Raw genomic sequence first — 14,590 nt, 5'->3', positions numbered from 1 at the left:
GGTCTCCGGTTCCGGCCTTTCCTACAGCGGGCCCCGATCCATATCAAATCGAACCGATCGGGTTCGACAGGAGCTTCCCATGATCCGCCGTATTGCCGCCGTTTTCGCCTTTCTCATCGCTGGCCCCGCCGCCGCCCAGATGCCGGATGAGCCCATGGTGACGCGGGAAAGCCCCTATTCGGTGCTCGTCACCATCGACCGCCTGTCGCAGGTCGTGACGGAGGCCGGCGGCCGGGTCTTCGCCCGGATCGATCATGCGCAGGGGGCGCGTGCGGTCTCGATGGACCTGCGGCCGACCGAGCTTCTGATCTTCGGCAACCCGCAGCTCGGCACGCCGGTCATGCAGATGTCGCAGACCGTGGGCCTCGACCTGCCGCTCCGCGCGCTGGCTTGGGAGGATGAGGACGGCACGGTCTATCTCAGCCATCCGCGAGCGGAGGCCATCGTCTTCATCCACGGGATCGATCCGGAGTCCGAGGACGTGCAGCGGATCAACACTGTGGTGGACAACCTGATCAGCCAGGCGCTGGCCGAGGAATGAGGCCCGTCGCGCAACTGTGATGGCCTCGGGCGATCCGCGCGGTAGGGCATGACCCGTTCCGGTCGTAGCCTTCGCGGCCAATGACCGGAGCACCGCCATGCCGAACCGCTTGCTGATCGCCGCCCTCTGCTGCCTCGCCACCACGGCGCATGCGGAGGAGGAACCGCTCTGGGAGTTCGGCGTGGGCGCCTTCGGCCTCTACGCCCCCGACTATCCGGCCTCGGGCGAATCCTCCTTCAACGGGCTACCGTTTCCCTACGTGATCTATCGGGGCGATTTCTTCCGGCTCGACGACGAGGACGGCGCGCGCATCGTCCCGCTGGAGACCGCGCGCTTTCGCTTCGACATCTCCGCCGATGCGGCCTTCGGCGTGAACAGCGACGACAACGATGCGCGCGAGGGGCTGGAGGATCTCGATCCGCTCGTCCAGATCGGCCCGCAGGTGGTGGTCGAGGGGCCGCGTTTTGCCGGGGGCCAGCTGGAATTCGCGCTCGCCGCCCGCGCGGTCTACTCCGTCGATTTCGACGATATCGAGTATCAGGGCGCGGTGCTGGAGCCTCGGATCCGCTATGAACGCGAGCTGGGGACGGAGCGGGAGATCGGGCTCTTCGCCTCCGTCCAGCCGATCTGGGCGACGGAGGAGCTGCACGACTACTTCTACGAGGTGGACGCGCCCTTCGCGACACCCTCCCGCCCGGCCTTCGATGCCGGAGGCGGGTATCTTGGGGCCGAGGTGAGCCTCGGCGTCTCGGCTGAGATCACGGACCGGCTGCAGCTCTTCGCGGGCACCGGTCTGGGTTTCTACGAAGGGGCGGAGAACGAGGACAGCCCGCTCTTCGAGGAGGACGTGACGGCCGCCGCCTTCCTCGGCTTCGCCTACACCCTGCGGCGCAGCGAACGGATGGTGCGGCGCGACTAGCCCGCCAGCACCTTCATCGCTTCGGGCACTGAGATGCGGCCATCATAAAGCGCCCGGCCCGAGATCGCGCCGTCGAGCGGTGCCCCGCTGGCCTTCAGCGCCCGCAGGTCGTCGAGCGAGGAGACGCCGCCCGACGCGATGACGGGGATGGAGACGGCATGGGCGAGTGCCGCGGTCGCCTCAATATTCGGACCCTGCATCGCGCCGTCGCGGTCGATATCGGTGTAGATGATGGCCGCCACTCCCGCATCCTCGAACCGGCGGGCGAGGTCGGTGGCGGTGATGTCCGTCGTTTCCGCCCACCCCTCAACGGCCACCATCCCGTCGCGTGCGTCGATGCCCACAGCGACCTTCCCGGGGAAGAGCCGCGCGGCCTCGCGCACCAGCTCCGGATCGCGCACGGCGACGGTGCCGAGGATCACGCGGGCGAGGCCCTTCTCCAGCCACGTCTCGATCGTCGCGAGGTCCCGGATCCCGCCGCCAAGCTGGGCCGGCACGTCGGTCGCGGCCAGGATCGCCTCCACCGCGCCCGCGTTGACCGGAGCACCGGCAAAGGCGCCGTTGAGGTCCACGAGGTGCAGCCACTCGCAGCCCGCCTCGACGAAGGCTCGCGCCTGCGCGGCGGGATCGTCGTTGAACACCGTCGCCTGGTCCATCTCTCCCTTGTAGAGCCGCACGCAGGCGCCGTCCTTCAGGTCGATGGCGGGGTAGAGGATCATGGGCTCGGTCTCCGGCAGGTTTGGCGTCCCGCTCCTATCGCCAAGATCGCTCGAATGCAAAGCATCGGGACCGCGACGTCACCATTGACCCCGCGCGGCCCTCGGCCAACTGTCGCTCAACTGACATAAAATTTGGGGAGACGACCATGAAGCGCATGATCCTTGCGGCGGCCCTCGCCGCGGCGCCGCTGTCCGTTCAGGCGCAGGACGCGCAGGGCCTCTGGCAGTCGCAGCCGGGGGAGGAGGGCAACTACATCCACGTGCAGATCGCCCCTTGCCAGGGCGCCACGGACCAGCGCTGCGGTGTCATCCGCGGTGCCTTCCAGGCGGACGGGACGCCCACCAATGCGGACATCGTCGGCAAGCCGATCATCTGGGGAATGGAGCCCAACGGCTCCGCAAGCTGGAACAACGGCACGATCTGGGCCCCGGATCAGGACAAGGAATACCGCTCGACGATGCAACTGCAGGGCGCCGACGCGCTCGAGGTTTCGGGCTGCGTGCTGTTTATCTGCCGCTCGCAGACCTGGACCCGCATCAACTGACAGCATCGGTCTCAGGCGGAGATATCCGGACAAAGAAGAAGGCGGGGCCGCGTACTCCGCCTTCGCCGTTTCAGGGCGTCCAGTTGAGGAAGTTGCCGATTGCGGTCAGGCCCGTCTTCTGGCTCTTCTCCGGGTGGAACTGCGTGCCGAAGAGGTTGTCGCGCCCGATGGCCGCTGTGACCGGGCCGCCATAATTCACGGTGGCAAGCAGGTGCTCGGGATCATCAAGCGACATGTGGAAGGAGTGCACGAAATAGGCGTGCGCCCCTTCCTCGATTCCGGCGAGAACCGGGTGGCGCTGCGCGATCCGGAGCTCATTCCAGCCCATATGCGGCACCTTTAGCGCCGGGGTCGAGGGCTCCAGATGGGTGATCGCCCCGCCGATCCAGTCGAAGCCGGGCGTATCGCCGAACTCCCGCCCGACGGTGGCCAGAAGCTGCATGCCGACGCAGATGCCCATGAAGGGCGTGCCCGCCTGCACCCGCTCCTCGATCACCTCGTACATGCCCGCGACCGCCAGAAGCCCGCGGCGGCAATCGGCGAAGGCGCCGACGCCGGGCAGGACGATGCGGTCCGCCTTCCGCACCACCTCGGGGTCGGAGGTCACGACGACCTCCGGCCCGCCGACCTCGCGCCGCATCCGCTCGAACGCCTTCTGGGCGGAGTGCAGATTGCCGCTGTCATAGTCGATGATGGCGCAGGTCACAGCGTTCCCTTCGTCGATGGGATCGCGTCGGCCTTGCGCGGGTCGGTCTCCAGCGCGTCGCGTAGGGCGCGGGCCACCGCCTTGAACGCGGCCTCCGCGATGTGGTGGGAGTTGATGCCGTCGAGCTTCTCGACATGCAGCGTGATCCCGCCATGGGTACTGAACGCCTGGAAGAACTCGCGCACCAACTCGGTGTCGAAGCTCTTGATCTGCGGTGCGGTGAAGTCGACCTTCCACACCAGATAGGGCCGGCCCGAGAGGTCCAGCGCCGCGCGCACCAGCGTGTCATCCATCGGCAGAAGGCAGGAGCCGTAGCGTACGATCCCGCGCTTGTCGCCCATCGCCTCGCTCAGTGCCTGGCCGAGCGCGATGCCCACATCCTCCACCGTGTGATGGTCGTCGATGTGCAGATCACCCTCGCAGCGGACCTTCATGTCGATCAGCGCGTGGCGCGCGAGCTGGTCGAGCATGTGGTCGAAGAAGCCCACGCCCGTCTGGTTGTCATAGGCCCCGGTGCCGTCGAGATCGATCTCGACCGTGATGTCCGTCTCCGCCGTCTTGCGGGTGATGGTCGCAGTGCGCATCGCTTTCTTCCCTTCGTGACGCGCCCTTATAAGGGCAAGGCGGAGCCAGTGGGAAGGGAGCGTGCGATGCTGAAATGGACGGGCCGGGTGCTGCTCGCGCTGGTGGTTCTGCTGACGGGGGCGGTGTTCCTTTTGCGCACGCCGGACACGGATCCGGTGGAGATGCTGGCGAAGTATGGCGGGGCGCAGGCGCGTTTTGCCGAGGGTGCGGGTGGCCTGCGGGTGCACTACCGCAGCTCCGGCGATCCGGCGGACCCGGCGGTGGTCATGCTCCACGGTTCCAACTCCTCCCTGCACACGTGGGAGCCGCTGGCGGCGCGGCTGGGCGGCTACCACGTGATCTCCCTCGACCTGCCGGGGCACGGGCTGACCGGGCCGCATCCGCAGGACGACTATTCGGCGGAGGGGAATGCGCAGGCGGTGGATGCCGTTCTCGACGACCTCGGGGTGGAGCAGGCTGTTCTCATCGGCAACTCCTTCGGCGGCTGGGTCTCCTGGCGCTACGCCCTGTCGCGGTCGGAGCGGGTGGCGGGGCTGGTGCTGATCGCCTCCTCCGGCATGCCGCGGCGCGACGACGATCCGGAGCCGCCGTCGAGCTTCGTTTTCGAACTGCTCGACACGCGCGTCGGTGGCTGGCTGCTGACCAACATCACCCCGCGCCCGCTGGTGGAGAGCTCGCTGGAGGCGAGCGTCTCCGTCACCTCGATCATCGATGACGCCATGGTGGACCGCTACTGGGAGCTGATCCGCTACCCCGGCAACCGCCGCGCCGCCATCGTCTCCGCCAACGCGGAGCGGGAGCCGGAGATGGCCGACCGGATCGGGGAGATCGAGGCGCCGGTCCTGGTGATCTGGGGTGCCGAGGATCAGTTCGTGCTGCCCTCGGCCGCCCGGACTTTCGCGGAGCGGCTGCCGCAGGCGGAGGTCGTGATCTTCGACGGGATCGGCCATCTGCCGATGGAGGAGGCGCCGGACCGGACAGCGGAGGCGATCCGCGACTTTCTCAATTGAATTTCGCGGCCTCTTAATATAACAATATAGTTAATTAAGGAATCGGTTATGCCGCTCGATGCCACCTTCGCTGCCCTCGCCGACCCGACCCGTCGCGCGATCCTGGAGCGGCTGGCGGAGGGGGAGGCGACGGCCGGTGAGTTGGCCGCGCCCTTCGCGATCAGCCAGCCCGCGGTCTCCCGGCACCTGAAGGTGCTTGAGGAGGCGGGGCTGATTTCTCGCCGGGTGGATGCACAGCGCCGCCCGGCCCGGCTGGAGCCGCAGGCGCTGGCCGAGCTTGACGCCTGGCTCGAGCGCTACAGACAGGTGCTCGCGCAGAACTTCCAGCGCCTCGACGCGATCCTGGCGGAGCCTCGAGAGGAGGACTGACATGCTCGACACCCTGACGGCCAACGCGGTCGGCGACCGCGAGATCCACGTCGCCCGCCATTTCAAGGCCTCACCCGAGCGCGTGTTCGAGGCGTTCACCACCCCTGCCATCGTGGAGACATGGCTGACGGGTCCCGATGGCTGGACCATGACGATCTGCGAGATCGCGCCAGAGATCGGCGCGCCCGTCCGCTATCGCTGGGAGAATCAGGACGGCGAAGGCTTCGGCCTCGAAGGCACCGTGACCGAGTGCGACCCACCGCACCGGATGGTCCATACCGAGCTTTTCGACATTCCCGGCGCAACCGACACGGGCGTGGTGACGACTTTCACGGCCGAGGGGGCAGGGACCCGCGTCGAGATGGTCATCACCTACCAGTCGCAGGAGGCACGGGACATGATGCTCCAGCAGATGCCCAGCGGTCTTGAGATGAGCTATTCCCGCCTCGACGCCGTTCTGCGCTGACGCGCCGCGCTTGCCTCGAAACTGAACATATGTTCATATCCTCCCGAAGCGGCAATGACCGCACGGGAGGATATGATGTTCCACGCATCCATGAACTTCGCGCTGGGCGAGGAGGTCGAGGCCCTGCGCGAGATGGTCCACCGCTGGGCGCAGGACCGCGTCGCGCCGATGGCCGCGAAGATCGACGCCGACAACCTTTTCCCCAACGAGCTCTGGACCGAGATGGGCGAGCTCGGCCTGCACGGCATCACCGTGCCGGAGGAGGATGGCGGCGCGGGCATGGGCTACCTCGCCCATTCCGTGGCGGTCGAGGAGATCGCACGGGCCAGTGCCTCCGTCTCCCTCAGCTACGGCGCGCACTCGAACCTCTGCGTCAACCAGATCTCGCTGAACGGCAATGCGGAGCAGAAGGCGAAGTACCTGCCGAAGCTGATCTCCGGCGAGCATGTCGGCTCCCTTGCTATGTCCGAGGCGGGCGCGGGCTCCGATGTCGTGTCGATGAGCCTGAAGGCCGAGAAGCGCAACGACCGCTTCATCCTGAACGGCAACAAGTACTGGATCACTAACTCCCCCGACGCCTCGACGCTGGTCGTCTATGCCAAGACCGATCCGGAGGCCGGGCCCAAGGGCATCACCGCCTTCCTGATCGAGAAGGAAATGACGGGTTTTTCCGTCGGTCCCCATTTCGACAAGCTCGGCATGCGCGGCTCCAACACCGCCGAACTGATCTTCGAGGATGTGGAGGTCCCGTTCGAGAACATCCTCGGCGAGGAAGGGAAGGGCGTGAACGTCCTGATGTCCGGCCTCGACTACGAGCGGGTGGTGCTGTCGGGCATCGGCGTCGGGATCATGCACGCCATTCTCGATCACATCATGCCCTACATGCATGAAAGGAAGCAGTTCGGGCAGCCGATCGGGGACTTCCAACTGATGCAGGCGAAGATCGCCGACCTCTACACGTCGATGAACACCGCGCGCGCCTATCTCTACGCCGTCGCGGCGGCTTGCGACCGGGGTGAGGTCACGCGGCAGGATGCGGCCGCCTGCGTGCTCTATTGTTCCGAACAGGCGATGCTCGCCGCGATCCAAGGCGTGCAGGCGATGGGCGGCGCGGGCTTCCTGAACGACTCGCCGCTCAGCCGCATCATGCGCGACGCCAAGCTGATGGAGATCGGTGCGGGCACCTCCGAGATCCGCCGCATGCTCTGCGGCCGCGAACTGATGAAGGCCACGGCCTGAGCCGATGGAGGGCCTCGCCACCCAGTCCCCGAGCGTGCTGCATAGCGAGCTGCATTGGCTCGGCGCGGGGCTCGATTGGGTTGCGGCCGGGATCGAGGTGATCGCCATCGCGGTCATGCTGATCGGGGCAGGGCGCTTTGTCGTCGGCTTCCTGCGCGCGGAACTGTCCGGCCAGCCGACGACGCGGATCAGCGGCATCAATTACGAGCGGCAGGAACTGGGGCGCTACATCCTCGCCGGATTGGAGCTGTTCATCGTCTCCGACATCATCCACACGGTGCTGAGCCTTCGGCTCGACGATCTGGTGTTTCTCGGCCTCCTCGTCCTGATCCGGGCCGCCATGAGCTATTTCCTCGACCGCGAGATCCGTCAGATCCGGGCGGAGGAGGCGACGCGGTGAGGCGGGAGATGCGTCAAAACTTCGCGGATCGGCGCGGAAGACCTATCTTGAAGGGAGGCCGGATTGCTACCGCCGGTCGTTCTTCGGGAGGTACCCCCATGACTTCTCTTGGCCCCTGTGCCCTTGCCGCGAGCCTCGTCGCGCTGCCCGCGGCCGCTCAATTCCAGATCACCGATGCCCGTCCCGACCTCGCCGCGCGCGACACCTGTATCCAGCAGGTCGACGGGGACGGCGCGTGGACCTGCTACAACGACCTCATCGAGCAATGCGACGAGGAGAGCACCGCCGATGCCTGCCGCACGCGGGAAAGCGTGATGTGGCAGGGCCTGCTCGTGAACGAGATGTCAGGCAGCATCGGCCTCGCGCCCCGCGTCGCCCGCGGCCAGGTCCGCGGCACGCTCAACGAGGTGTGCGGTGACCTGACGGGCAGCGCCCGCCGCTCCTGCGAGGTGTCGATCCTGACGCGCAGCACCGCCGATCTACGGTCCCGGTCCTTGCGTGCGGGGGCGGCGCAGTGACGCTCAACGCCCGGCAAACCGCGCTCTGCGACAGCAACACGACCGACTTCTCTGGGCTCTCCGCCATGCTCTTCAACACCACGCTGAAGCGGGTGGAGGAGGAGAGCCACACCAAGCTCCTCCTCAACGTCGTGGCCGAGATGATGGAGAAGAACGGCGTCGCCGTGGAGCATGTCCACATGGCCTCCAAAACCATCCCGCCGGGCGTCTATCCCGACATGACCGAGCATGGCCACCCGGTCGACGAGTGGCCCGCGATCTGGGAGCGGGTGCTGGAGGCCGACATCCTCGTCATCGGCACGCCGCTCTGGCTGGGCGAGGAAAGCTCCATCTGCCGCATCCTGATCGAACGGCTCTACGGCATGTCGGGCCTGCTCAACGACCGCGGGCAGAGCATCTTCTACAACAAGGTCGGCGGCTGCGTGGTCACCGGCAATGAGGACGGGATCAAGCACGCGGCGATGACCATCGCCTTCGCGCTCAACCACCTCGGCCTCACGATCCCGCCGCAGGCCGATTGCGGCTGGATCGGCGAGGCGGGGCCGGGGCCGTCCTATGGTGACGCGCTCGACGACGGCTCCCGCGCGGGCTTCGGTAATGACTTCACCCAGCGCAACACCACGATCATGACGTGGAACCTGATGCACATGGCGAAGATGCTGAAGGACGTGGGCGGTATCCCCAACCACGGCAACGACCGTGAGGCGTGGAAGGCCGGCTGCCGCTTCGACTACGAGAACCCGGAGCACCGCGCATGAGGTGGCTCCTGATCTGCCTGCTGGCGTTTCCGGCTGCCGCCCAGGACGTCGTCTTCGATCCGGAGATGACGGAGCAGTGCCTCGGCATCGTGGCGGAGGATGAGCAGCGAAGCTGCATCGGCCGCTCCGCCAGCGACTGCATGAAGGAGACCGAGGGTGGCGAAAGTACCGTCGGCATGGGCGGCTGCCTTGAGGCCGAGCTCACCTACTGGGACGACCGCCTGAACGCCGAATATGCCCGCCTGCAGGCAGAGACCGAGCGGCGCGATGCCGAATTGGCGGAGCTGGAGAACACCGGCCCTCGCATCGCGCCGACCCTGCGCGAGATGCAGCGCCAATGGATCGCCTTTCGCGACGCGACCTGCGATTTCGAGCGCGCGCAGTGGGGCGGCGGCACCGGTGGAGGGCCTGCGACACTCGCATGCCTGATGCGGCTGACCGGGGAGCAGGCGCTGTATCTTTCGACCCAGAGGCTCGGCAATGAGTGATGATCGCAACCTTCCACAGGCGCTCGACCGCGTGCTCGACGAGCAGCGCGCCTTCGAGGCGCACCGTGCCACCCGCCTCGGCCGTGGGGCCGAGGCCGTAACGGCTCCCATCGGCTCCGTCCTCTCCCGCCTCGTGCCGCCGGCGCTGGTGCGCGCGGCGCTCGACGGGGCGGACCGGGCCGCGGGCCTGACCCTGCCGCGGGAGCTGACGGAGCATGACGCGGACGACATCGCCTCGTGCGACGCGGCGGCCCTGCGGGCGCAGGGCTGGGCAATGGGGCTCAACGCAGCCTCCGGCGCGGGGGCCGGTTGGTGGGGGGGCGCGGGCCTGACGCTCGACATCCCCGCTTCGCTGGGGATCGCGGCGCGCAATGTCCGCGCGACGGGTCTCGCCTACGGTTTCGACGGGACCGGACCGGACGAGCGAGCCTTCCGTCTCGCCGTGCTGGAGCTTGCCGCGACCGGCGGCCTTGCGGCGCGGGCGGATGCGATCGGGCGGGTCAACCGCATGGCGCGCGTTCTGGGCGGCGGCGCGGCCTCCGAAGCAGCGCGGGAAGGGGCCGACTGGCTGGTGGACCGGGTGGTCGAGCGCGTGGCGCGCGAGCTTGGCGTCAGCCTCGCCCGCCGCAAGGCCGCGCAGATCGTCCCGCTCGCCGGGGCCGTGGTCGCGGCCACCGTCAACGCGAGCTTCCAGACCGACGTCGCCCGTTCCGCCCGCTACGCCTACCGCCAGCGTTGGCTGGCGCACCGCCGGATGCTTCCCGCACCTGAGGTGGCCGAATGAGCCTCGTGGCGCGCTTCGGTCTGCTGGCCGCCGTGCTCTGCGCGCCTGCAATGGCGGCCAACGAGCGCTATCCGGAGGGCCAGGCGCAGGAGATCCTCGACACCTGCCTCACCGCTGAAGGCCGGGCGGAGCGCGAGCACTGCATGGGCCGGATCGCGACCGCCTGCATGGACGCCGATCCCGGGCAGAACCAGACCACGGTCGGGATGATGGACTGTTACCTGCTGGAGAGCCGAATCTGGGACACGCGTCTGAATGCCGAATACGCCGCCGTGATCGACGTATTCGCGGAAATGGACACCTATGATGCGGAGTTCAACGTCCCATTGACACGGGTCGACACCCTGCGCGACGCCCAACGCGCCTGGATCGCGTTCCGGGACGCCGAATGCTCCAACCGCTACGCGCTCTGGGGCTCTGGCAGCATGCGGCTGATCGAGGGCGCGATCTGCCGATCCGAGCTGACCGCCCTGCGCACCCTCGACCTTATCGACAAACGGGAGTGGCCGAATTGACCCTTCTTCCCACCCAGGCCATGCCCGGCAGCGAGGGCTTTGCCGCCAACAAGTCGGCCCATGCCGCGGCCCTCGCCCAGATCGCCGAAGCCGCCCGCGCCGCCACCGATGGCGGGGGCGAGAAGGCGCGGGAGCGGCATGTGAGCCGCGGCAAGATGCTGCCGCGCGAGCGGGTGGCGAACCTCCTCGACCCCGGTGCGCCGTTCCTAGAAGTCGGGGCGACCGCAGCCCACGGCATGTATGACGGCGCCGCCCCCTGCGCCGGCGTGATCGCCGGGATCGGGCGGGTCGCGGGCCGCCTCTGCATGATCGTCTGCAACGACGCCACAGTGAAGGGCGGCACCTACTACCCGATGACGGTCAAGAAGCACCTCAGGGCGCAGGAGATCGCGGAGCAGAACCGCCTGCCCTGCATCTACCTCGTCGACTCGGGCGGGGCGAACCTGCCCAACCAGGATGAGGTCTTCCCTGACCGCGACCATTTCGGCCGCATCTTCTTTAACCAGGCGAACATGAGTGCAGCGGGCATTCCGCAGATCGCCGTGGTCATGGGCTCCTGCACCGCCGGGGGCGCCTACGTCCCCGCCATGTCGGATGTGACCATCATCGTGAAGGAGCAGGGCACGATCTTCCTCGCCGGTCCGCCGCTGGTGAAGGCCGCGACAGGCGAGGTGGTCTCGGCCGAGGATCTGGGCGGCGGCGACGTCCACACGCGCCTGTCCGGCGTGGCCGACTACCTCGCTGAGGACGACGCTCACGCCCTCGCCCTCGCGCGCCAGGCCGTCGCCAACCTCAACCTCACGCCGCCCTCAAGCGTCGAGTGGCAGGCCCCCGAGCCCCCCGCCTACGACCCGGAGGAGATCACGGGCATCGTCCCCGCAGACCTGCGCACGCCCTACGACATCCGCGAGGTCATCGCCCGCATCGTCGACGGCTCCCGCTTCGACGAATTTAAGGCCCGCTTCGGCACCACGCTGGTCTGCGGCTTCGCCCATATCGAGGGCTGCCCGGCCGGGATCATCGCCAATAACGGCGTCCTGTTCTCCGAGGCCGCGCAGAAGGGCGCGCATTTCGTGGAGCTCTGCTCGCAAAGGCGCGTCCCCCTGATCTTCCTCCAGAACATCACCGGCTTCATGGTCGGCAAGAAATACGAGAACGAGGGGATCGCCCGCCATGGCGCCAAGCTCGTGACCGCCGTGGCGACCACGAAGGTACCGAAGATCACCGTGCTTGTCGGCGGCAGTTTCGGCGCGGGCAACTACGGCATGGCGGGCCGGGCCTACTCGCCGCGCTTCCTGTGGACCTGGCCGAATTCCCGCATCTCGGTGATGGGCGGCGAGCAGGCCGCGGGCGTCCTCGCCACCGTCCGCCGCGACGGGATCGAGCGCAAGGGCGGCACCTGGTCGGCGGAGGACGAGGCCGAGTTCAAGCGCCCCACCGTCGAGATGTTCGAGGAACAGTCCCACCCCCTCTACGCCTCCGCCCGCCTCTGGGACGACGGCGTGATCCCGCCCGCACGGACGCGAGAGGTGCTGGCCCTCTCCCTGCGCGCCTGCCTCTGCGCCCCCATCGAGGAGACACGCTTCGGCGTGTTCCGGATGTGATGAAAGCAATCCAATGTGCATGAAGGTTTATCTCGGGACCGACGCGGTTCTGACCGGTTTCGACAAAGGTCCTATCGGTGAACTTGGTACTGCCCCCGTCGATAAAGGGCCTGCCGCGCTCCAGCACAAAAAGAACGTCGTTTCTCTGGGTGACCGTGTTGAGAGCGGGCTGAACTGCTCATGCTGCCTGATAGATCCCACGCCGGCCGAACCGTTCTACGACAGCGCCGAAGAAGATCTCTGGAAGCGGGCATATGGGGGCCTTCAAGCCATTTCGGAAGCCGCGCTGAAGATCGATCCGGAGCCCCTGCTCTTTTCATGTTGGGATGGCGATCAACAGATGGAGGTCTTTTTCGAGCGCTCTTTGAAGGTAGGCGAGCTCGTGCGTGGAAGATGGATCTTTCACGATCCCGATACGAAACAACGCTTTGATATCTCGCCGACTCTTATTCGCGTGATGAGCTCTGAGGCATAAGATGTTCCACAAGATCCTCATCGCCAACCGGGGCGAGATTGCCTGCCGTGTCATCGAGACCTGCCGCCGCCTCGGCGTGCGCACCGTCGCGGTTCACTCGGATGCCGATACGCGGGCCAAGCACGCGCAGATGGCCGACGAGGCCGTCCGTCTTGGCCCGGCTCCGGTCTCCGAGAGCTACCTCAGGGGCGACGCCATCATCCAGGCGGCCCTCGACACCGGCGCGCAGGCCATCCACCCCGGCTACGGCTTCCTCTCCGAAAACCCGGATTTCGTCGAGGCGGTGGAGCAGGCAGGCCTCACCTTCATCGGCCCTTCCGCGAAGGCCATCCGCGCCATGGGCCTCAAGGATGCTGCCAAGAAACTGATGGAGGAGGCCGGCGTTCCTGTCGTTCCCGGCTATCACGGGGACGAGCAGTCCGCAGACTTCCTGAGCCAACAGGCCGACCAGATCGGCTACCCGGTCCTCATCAAGGCCCGCGCCGGCGGCGGCGGCAAGGGCATGCGCAAGGTCGACCGGCCCAAGGACTTCCGCACCGCCCTCGAAGGGGCGAGCCGGGAAGGCCAGTCCTCCTTCGGCGACCCGCGCGTACTGATCGAGAAGTGGATCACCACGCCCCGCCACATCGAGGTTCAGGTCTTCGGCGACGGCACCCGTGCGATCCATCTGGGCGAGCGCGACTGCTCCCTGCAACGCCGCCACCAGAAGGTTATCGAGGAGGCCCCCGCCCCCGGCATGACCGAGGAGATGCGCGCGGCCATGGGTGCGGCCGCCGTCCGAGCCGCCGAGGCCATCGGCTATGCTGGCGCGGGCACGGTCGAGTTCATCGTGGATGCCTCCGACGGCCTCTCCCCCGACCGCTTCTTCTTCATGGAGATGAACACCCGCCTGCAGGTCGAGCATCCGGTGACGGAGGCGATCACCGGCACCGACCTCGTCGAATGGCAGCTCCGCGTCGCGGCGGGGGAGCCGCTGACCTCAACGCAGGATGACATCACCCTCACGGGCCACGCTTTCGAAGCACGCCTCTATGCCGAGGATGCCGCGAAGGACTTCCTGCCCGCCACCGGGACCCTGACCGCGCTCGCCTTCCCGGAGGCCATCCGCGCCGATTCAGGTGTCCGCGCGGGGGATGAGATCACGCCCTTCTACGACCCGATGATCGCCAAGATCATCGTCCACGGCCCCACGCGGGAGGCGGCTCTGGCGCAGCTCCGCGCCGCACTTGAGGACACGCTCGTCGCGGGCTCCGTCACCAACCTCGCCTTCCTCGCGGCCCTCACCCGCCATGAAGGGTTCGCGAGGGGCGAGGTCGACACCGGCCTCATCGCCCGCGACTACGACACTCTGACCGCCCGCCCCGAGCCCTCCGAGGACATGACCGCTGCCGCGGCGCTCGCCGTCGGCGGTTTCCTTGAGGCCCAGCCGCATCAGGGCTTCACCCTGTGGACCCCGCTCCTCCAGACCGTCCCGCTCGACACCGGCGCCGTGAAGGTGGAGGTGCTGGGTCCCGGCCACTACCGCGTCGACGGACGGGACGTCACCGCCCACCGCAACGGCACCACCGTCACCGCGAACGGCCGCCGCTACCTCTTCGATGTCAGCGGCAACACAGTCACGATTCTCGACCGCGCCACGTCCCACGTCTTCCACCGCATCGACCCGCTCGACCAGGCGGCGGAGGCCGGGGCAGGCGGTGACAGCCTCACCGCGCCCATGCCTGGCCTCGTCAAGCTGGTCCATACCGAGCCCGGCGCCGCCGTCACCAAGGGCAGTCCGCTGATCGTGATGGAGGCGATGAAGATGGAGCACACCCTCACCGCCCCGCGCGACGGCACCGTGGCCGAGCTTGCCACCACCCCCGGCGCCCAGGTCTCCGACGGCGACATCCTCCTGACGCTGGAGCCCGAGGCATGACCCGCCCCTTCATCTTTCCCCAAATACGCAT

The 14,590-nt window shown here is 67.6% G+C and carries 19 protein-coding genes; 16 read left to right on the top strand and 3 right to left on the bottom strand.

The features are described from left to right. Positions 1 to 79 precede the first annotated feature (79 nt). Both I0K15_RS07395 and I0K15_RS07390 read left to right on the top strand, forming a co-directional pair. Positions 80 to 541, top strand: a complete 462-nt coding sequence (locus I0K15_RS07395; RefSeq protein ID WP_230374329.1) for a DUF302 domain-containing protein — start codon at positions 80 to 82, stop codon at positions 539 to 541. Positions 542 to 638: 97 nt separating this feature from the next. Further along, positions 639 to 1,460: a MipA/OmpV family protein gene (locus I0K15_RS07390; protein ID WP_196104796.1), complete on the top strand. Its 822-nt coding sequence runs from the start codon at positions 639 to 641 to the stop codon at positions 1,458 to 1,460. Here the strand turns inward: I0K15_RS07390 and hisA are convergent. Beyond that, positions 1,457 to 2,179: a 1-(5-phosphoribosyl)-5-[(5-phosphoribosylamino)methylideneamino]imidazole-4-carboxamide isomerase gene (gene hisA, locus I0K15_RS07385; RefSeq protein ID WP_196104794.1), complete on the bottom strand. Its 723-nt coding sequence runs from the start codon at positions 2,177 to 2,179 to the stop codon at positions 1,457 to 1,459. The genes I0K15_RS07390 and hisA overlap by 4 nt on opposite strands. A 146-nt stretch (positions 2,180 to 2,325) precedes the next feature. On the opposite strand from hisA, the gene I0K15_RS07380 reads away from it, so the two are divergent. Then, positions 2,326 to 2,724 carry a DUF2147 domain-containing protein gene (locus I0K15_RS07380; RefSeq protein ID WP_196104792.1) on the top strand — a complete coding sequence of 133 codons (399 nt, stop codon included), beginning with the start codon at positions 2,326 to 2,328 and terminating at the stop codon, positions 2,722 to 2,724. Between the two features lie 70 nt (positions 2,725 to 2,794). On the opposite strand, the gene hisH is transcribed toward I0K15_RS07380, so the two are convergent. Together hisH and hisB are read right to left on the bottom strand one after the other, a co-directional pair. Continuing rightward, the gene (gene hisH / locus I0K15_RS07375) at positions 2,795 to 3,430 is read right to left on the bottom strand and encodes an imidazole glycerol phosphate synthase subunit HisH (RefSeq protein ID WP_196104790.1); all 636 of its coding nucleotides are present in this window, start codon (positions 3,428 to 3,430) and stop codon (positions 2,795 to 2,797) included. Next, positions 3,427 to 4,014: an imidazoleglycerol-phosphate dehydratase HisB gene (gene hisB / locus I0K15_RS07370; protein ID WP_196104788.1), complete on the bottom strand. Its 588-nt coding sequence runs from the start codon at positions 4,012 to 4,014 to the stop codon at positions 3,427 to 3,429. The genes hisH and hisB overlap by 4 nt, the downstream gene beginning before the upstream one ends. A gap of 66 nt (positions 4,015 to 4,080) precedes the next feature. Here hisB and I0K15_RS07365 point away from each other — a divergent pair, with 66 nt between their 5' ends. The 13 genes from I0K15_RS07365 to I0K15_RS07305 all read left to right on the top strand — a co-directional run bounded on the left by I0K15_RS07365 (position 4,081) and on the right by I0K15_RS07305 (position 14,559). Continuing rightward, positions 4,081 to 5,025: an alpha/beta fold hydrolase gene (locus I0K15_RS07365; RefSeq protein ID WP_196104786.1), complete on the top strand. Its 945-nt coding sequence runs from the start codon at positions 4,081 to 4,083 to the stop codon at positions 5,023 to 5,025. A 48-nt stretch (positions 5,026 to 5,073) separates the two neighbouring features. Then, the gene (locus I0K15_RS07360) at positions 5,074 to 5,394 is read left to right on the top strand and encodes an ArsR/SmtB family transcription factor (protein WP_196104784.1); all 321 of its coding nucleotides are present in this window, start codon (positions 5,074 to 5,076) and stop codon (positions 5,392 to 5,394) included. A 1-nt stretch (position 5,395) separates the two neighbouring features. Further along, positions 5,396 to 5,860, top strand: coding sequence for an SRPBCC domain-containing protein (locus tag I0K15_RS07355; RefSeq protein WP_196104782.1), 465 nt, complete (start codon positions 5,396 to 5,398; stop codon positions 5,858 to 5,860). 75 nt (positions 5,861 to 5,935) lie between these two features. Beyond that, positions 5,936 to 7,099 carry an isovaleryl-CoA dehydrogenase gene (locus I0K15_RS07350; RefSeq protein WP_196104774.1) on the top strand — a complete coding sequence of 388 codons (1,164 nt, stop codon included), beginning with the start codon at positions 5,936 to 5,938 and terminating at the stop codon, positions 7,097 to 7,099. Between the two features lie 4 nt (positions 7,100 to 7,103). Then, complete coding sequence (locus I0K15_RS07345) at positions 7,104 to 7,499, top strand: DUF1622 domain-containing protein (protein ID WP_196104772.1); 396 nt, start codon at positions 7,104 to 7,106, stop codon at positions 7,497 to 7,499. 98 nt (positions 7,500 to 7,597) lie between these two features. Next, complete coding sequence (locus I0K15_RS07340) at positions 7,598 to 8,017, top strand: hypothetical protein (protein WP_196104770.1); 420 nt, start codon at positions 7,598 to 7,600, stop codon at positions 8,015 to 8,017. A 65-nt stretch (positions 8,018 to 8,082) separates the two neighbouring features. Beyond that, positions 8,083 to 8,775 carry a flavodoxin family protein gene (locus I0K15_RS07335; protein WP_196105401.1) on the top strand — a complete coding sequence of 231 codons (693 nt, stop codon included), beginning with the start codon at positions 8,083 to 8,085 and terminating at the stop codon, positions 8,773 to 8,775. Further along, positions 8,772 to 9,263, top strand: coding sequence for a lysozyme inhibitor LprI family protein (locus I0K15_RS07330; RefSeq protein ID WP_196104768.1), 492 nt, complete (start codon positions 8,772 to 8,774; stop codon positions 9,261 to 9,263). The genes I0K15_RS07335 and I0K15_RS07330 overlap by 4 nt, the downstream gene beginning before the upstream one ends. After that, on the top strand, positions 9,256 to 10,047 hold the full coding sequence (locus I0K15_RS07325) for an EcsC family protein (protein ID WP_196104766.1): 792 nt from the start codon (positions 9,256 to 9,258) through the stop codon (positions 10,045 to 10,047). Before I0K15_RS07330 ends, I0K15_RS07325 begins: the two co-directional genes overlap by 8 nt. Continuing rightward, positions 10,044 to 10,562 carry a lysozyme inhibitor LprI family protein gene (locus tag I0K15_RS07320; protein WP_196104764.1) on the top strand — a complete coding sequence of 173 codons (519 nt, stop codon included), beginning with the start codon at positions 10,044 to 10,046 and terminating at the stop codon, positions 10,560 to 10,562. The genes I0K15_RS07325 and I0K15_RS07320 overlap by 4 nt, the downstream gene beginning before the upstream one ends. Before the next feature lie 20 nt (positions 10,563 to 10,582). Further along, the gene (locus tag I0K15_RS07315; RefSeq protein ID WP_277882915.1) at positions 10,583 to 12,166 is read left to right on the top strand and encodes a carboxyl transferase domain-containing protein; all 1,584 of its coding nucleotides are present in this window, start codon (positions 10,583 to 10,585) and stop codon (positions 12,164 to 12,166) included. 19 nt (positions 12,167 to 12,185) lie between these two features. After that, entirely contained in the window at positions 12,186 to 12,641 is a 456-nt protein-coding gene (locus tag I0K15_RS07310) for a hypothetical protein (protein WP_196104761.1), read from the top strand. A gap of 1 nt (position 12,642) precedes the next feature. After that, a complete protein-coding gene (locus tag I0K15_RS07305; RefSeq protein WP_196104759.1) occupies positions 12,643 to 14,559 on the top strand; it encodes an acetyl-CoA carboxylase biotin carboxylase subunit in 1,917 nt (638 codons plus the stop codon). Positions 14,560 to 14,590 lie beyond the last annotated feature (31 nt).

Source organism: Pontivivens ytuae (genome assembly GCF_015679265.1).
Lineage (GTDB): Bacteria > Pseudomonadota > Alphaproteobacteria > Rhodobacterales > Rhodobacteraceae > Pontivivens > Pontivivens ytuae.
The sequence above is the reverse complement of the archived record's forward strand: the minus strand, read 5'-3'. Positions and strand labels throughout refer to the sequence as shown.

Bases quoted from the DNA above. Each gene is read 5' to 3' on its own strand.
- I0K15_RS07330 (WP_196104768.1), top strand. From the start codon at position 8,772: ATGAGGTGGCTCCTGATCTGCCTGCTGGCGTTTCCGGCTGCCGCCCAG.
- I0K15_RS07325 (WP_196104766.1), top strand. From the start codon at position 9,256: ATGAGTGATGATCGCAACCTTCCACAGGCGCTCGACCGCGTGCTCGAC.
- I0K15_RS07380 (WP_196104792.1), top strand. From the start codon at position 2,326: ATGAAGCGCATGATCCTTGCGGCGGCCCTCGCCGCGGCGCCGCTGTCC.
- I0K15_RS07320 (WP_196104764.1), top strand. From the start codon at position 10,044: ATGAGCCTCGTGGCGCGCTTCGGTCTGCTGGCCGCCGTGCTCTGCGCG.
- I0K15_RS07350 (WP_196104774.1), top strand. From the start codon at position 5,936: ATGTTCCACGCATCCATGAACTTCGCGCTGGGCGAGGAGGTCGAGGCC.
- I0K15_RS07345 (WP_196104772.1), top strand. From the start codon at position 7,104: ATGGAGGGCCTCGCCACCCAGTCCCCGAGCGTGCTGCATAGCGAGCTG.
- hisB (WP_196104788.1), bottom strand. From the start codon at position 4,014: ATGCGCACTGCGACCATCACCCGCAAGACGGCGGAGACGGACATCACG.
- I0K15_RS07365 (WP_196104786.1), top strand. From the start codon at position 4,081: ATGCTGAAATGGACGGGCCGGGTGCTGCTCGCGCTGGTGGTTCTGCTG.
- I0K15_RS07360 (WP_196104784.1), top strand. From the start codon at position 5,074: ATGCCGCTCGATGCCACCTTCGCTGCCCTCGCCGACCCGACCCGTCGC.
- I0K15_RS07355 (WP_196104782.1), top strand. From the start codon at position 5,396: ATGCTCGACACCCTGACGGCCAACGCGGTCGGCGACCGCGAGATCCAC.
- I0K15_RS07305 (WP_196104759.1), top strand. From the start codon at position 12,643: ATGTTCCACAAGATCCTCATCGCCAACCGGGGCGAGATTGCCTGCCGT.
- hisA (WP_196104794.1), bottom strand. From the start codon at position 2,179: ATGATCCTCTACCCCGCCATCGACCTGAAGGACGGCGCCTGCGTGCGG.
- I0K15_RS07395 (WP_230374329.1), top strand. From the start codon at position 80: ATGATCCGCCGTATTGCCGCCGTTTTCGCCTTTCTCATCGCTGGCCCC.
- I0K15_RS07335 (WP_196105401.1), top strand. From the start codon at position 8,083: ATGCTCTTCAACACCACGCTGAAGCGGGTGGAGGAGGAGAGCCACACC.
- I0K15_RS07390 (WP_196104796.1), top strand. From the start codon at position 639: ATGCCGAACCGCTTGCTGATCGCCGCCCTCTGCTGCCTCGCCACCACG.
- I0K15_RS07315 (WP_277882915.1), top strand. From the start codon at position 10,583: ATGCCCGGCAGCGAGGGCTTTGCCGCCAACAAGTCGGCCCATGCCGCG.
- I0K15_RS07310 (WP_196104761.1), top strand. From the start codon at position 12,186: ATGAAGGTTTATCTCGGGACCGACGCGGTTCTGACCGGTTTCGACAAA.
- I0K15_RS07340 (WP_196104770.1), top strand. From the start codon at position 7,598: ATGACTTCTCTTGGCCCCTGTGCCCTTGCCGCGAGCCTCGTCGCGCTG.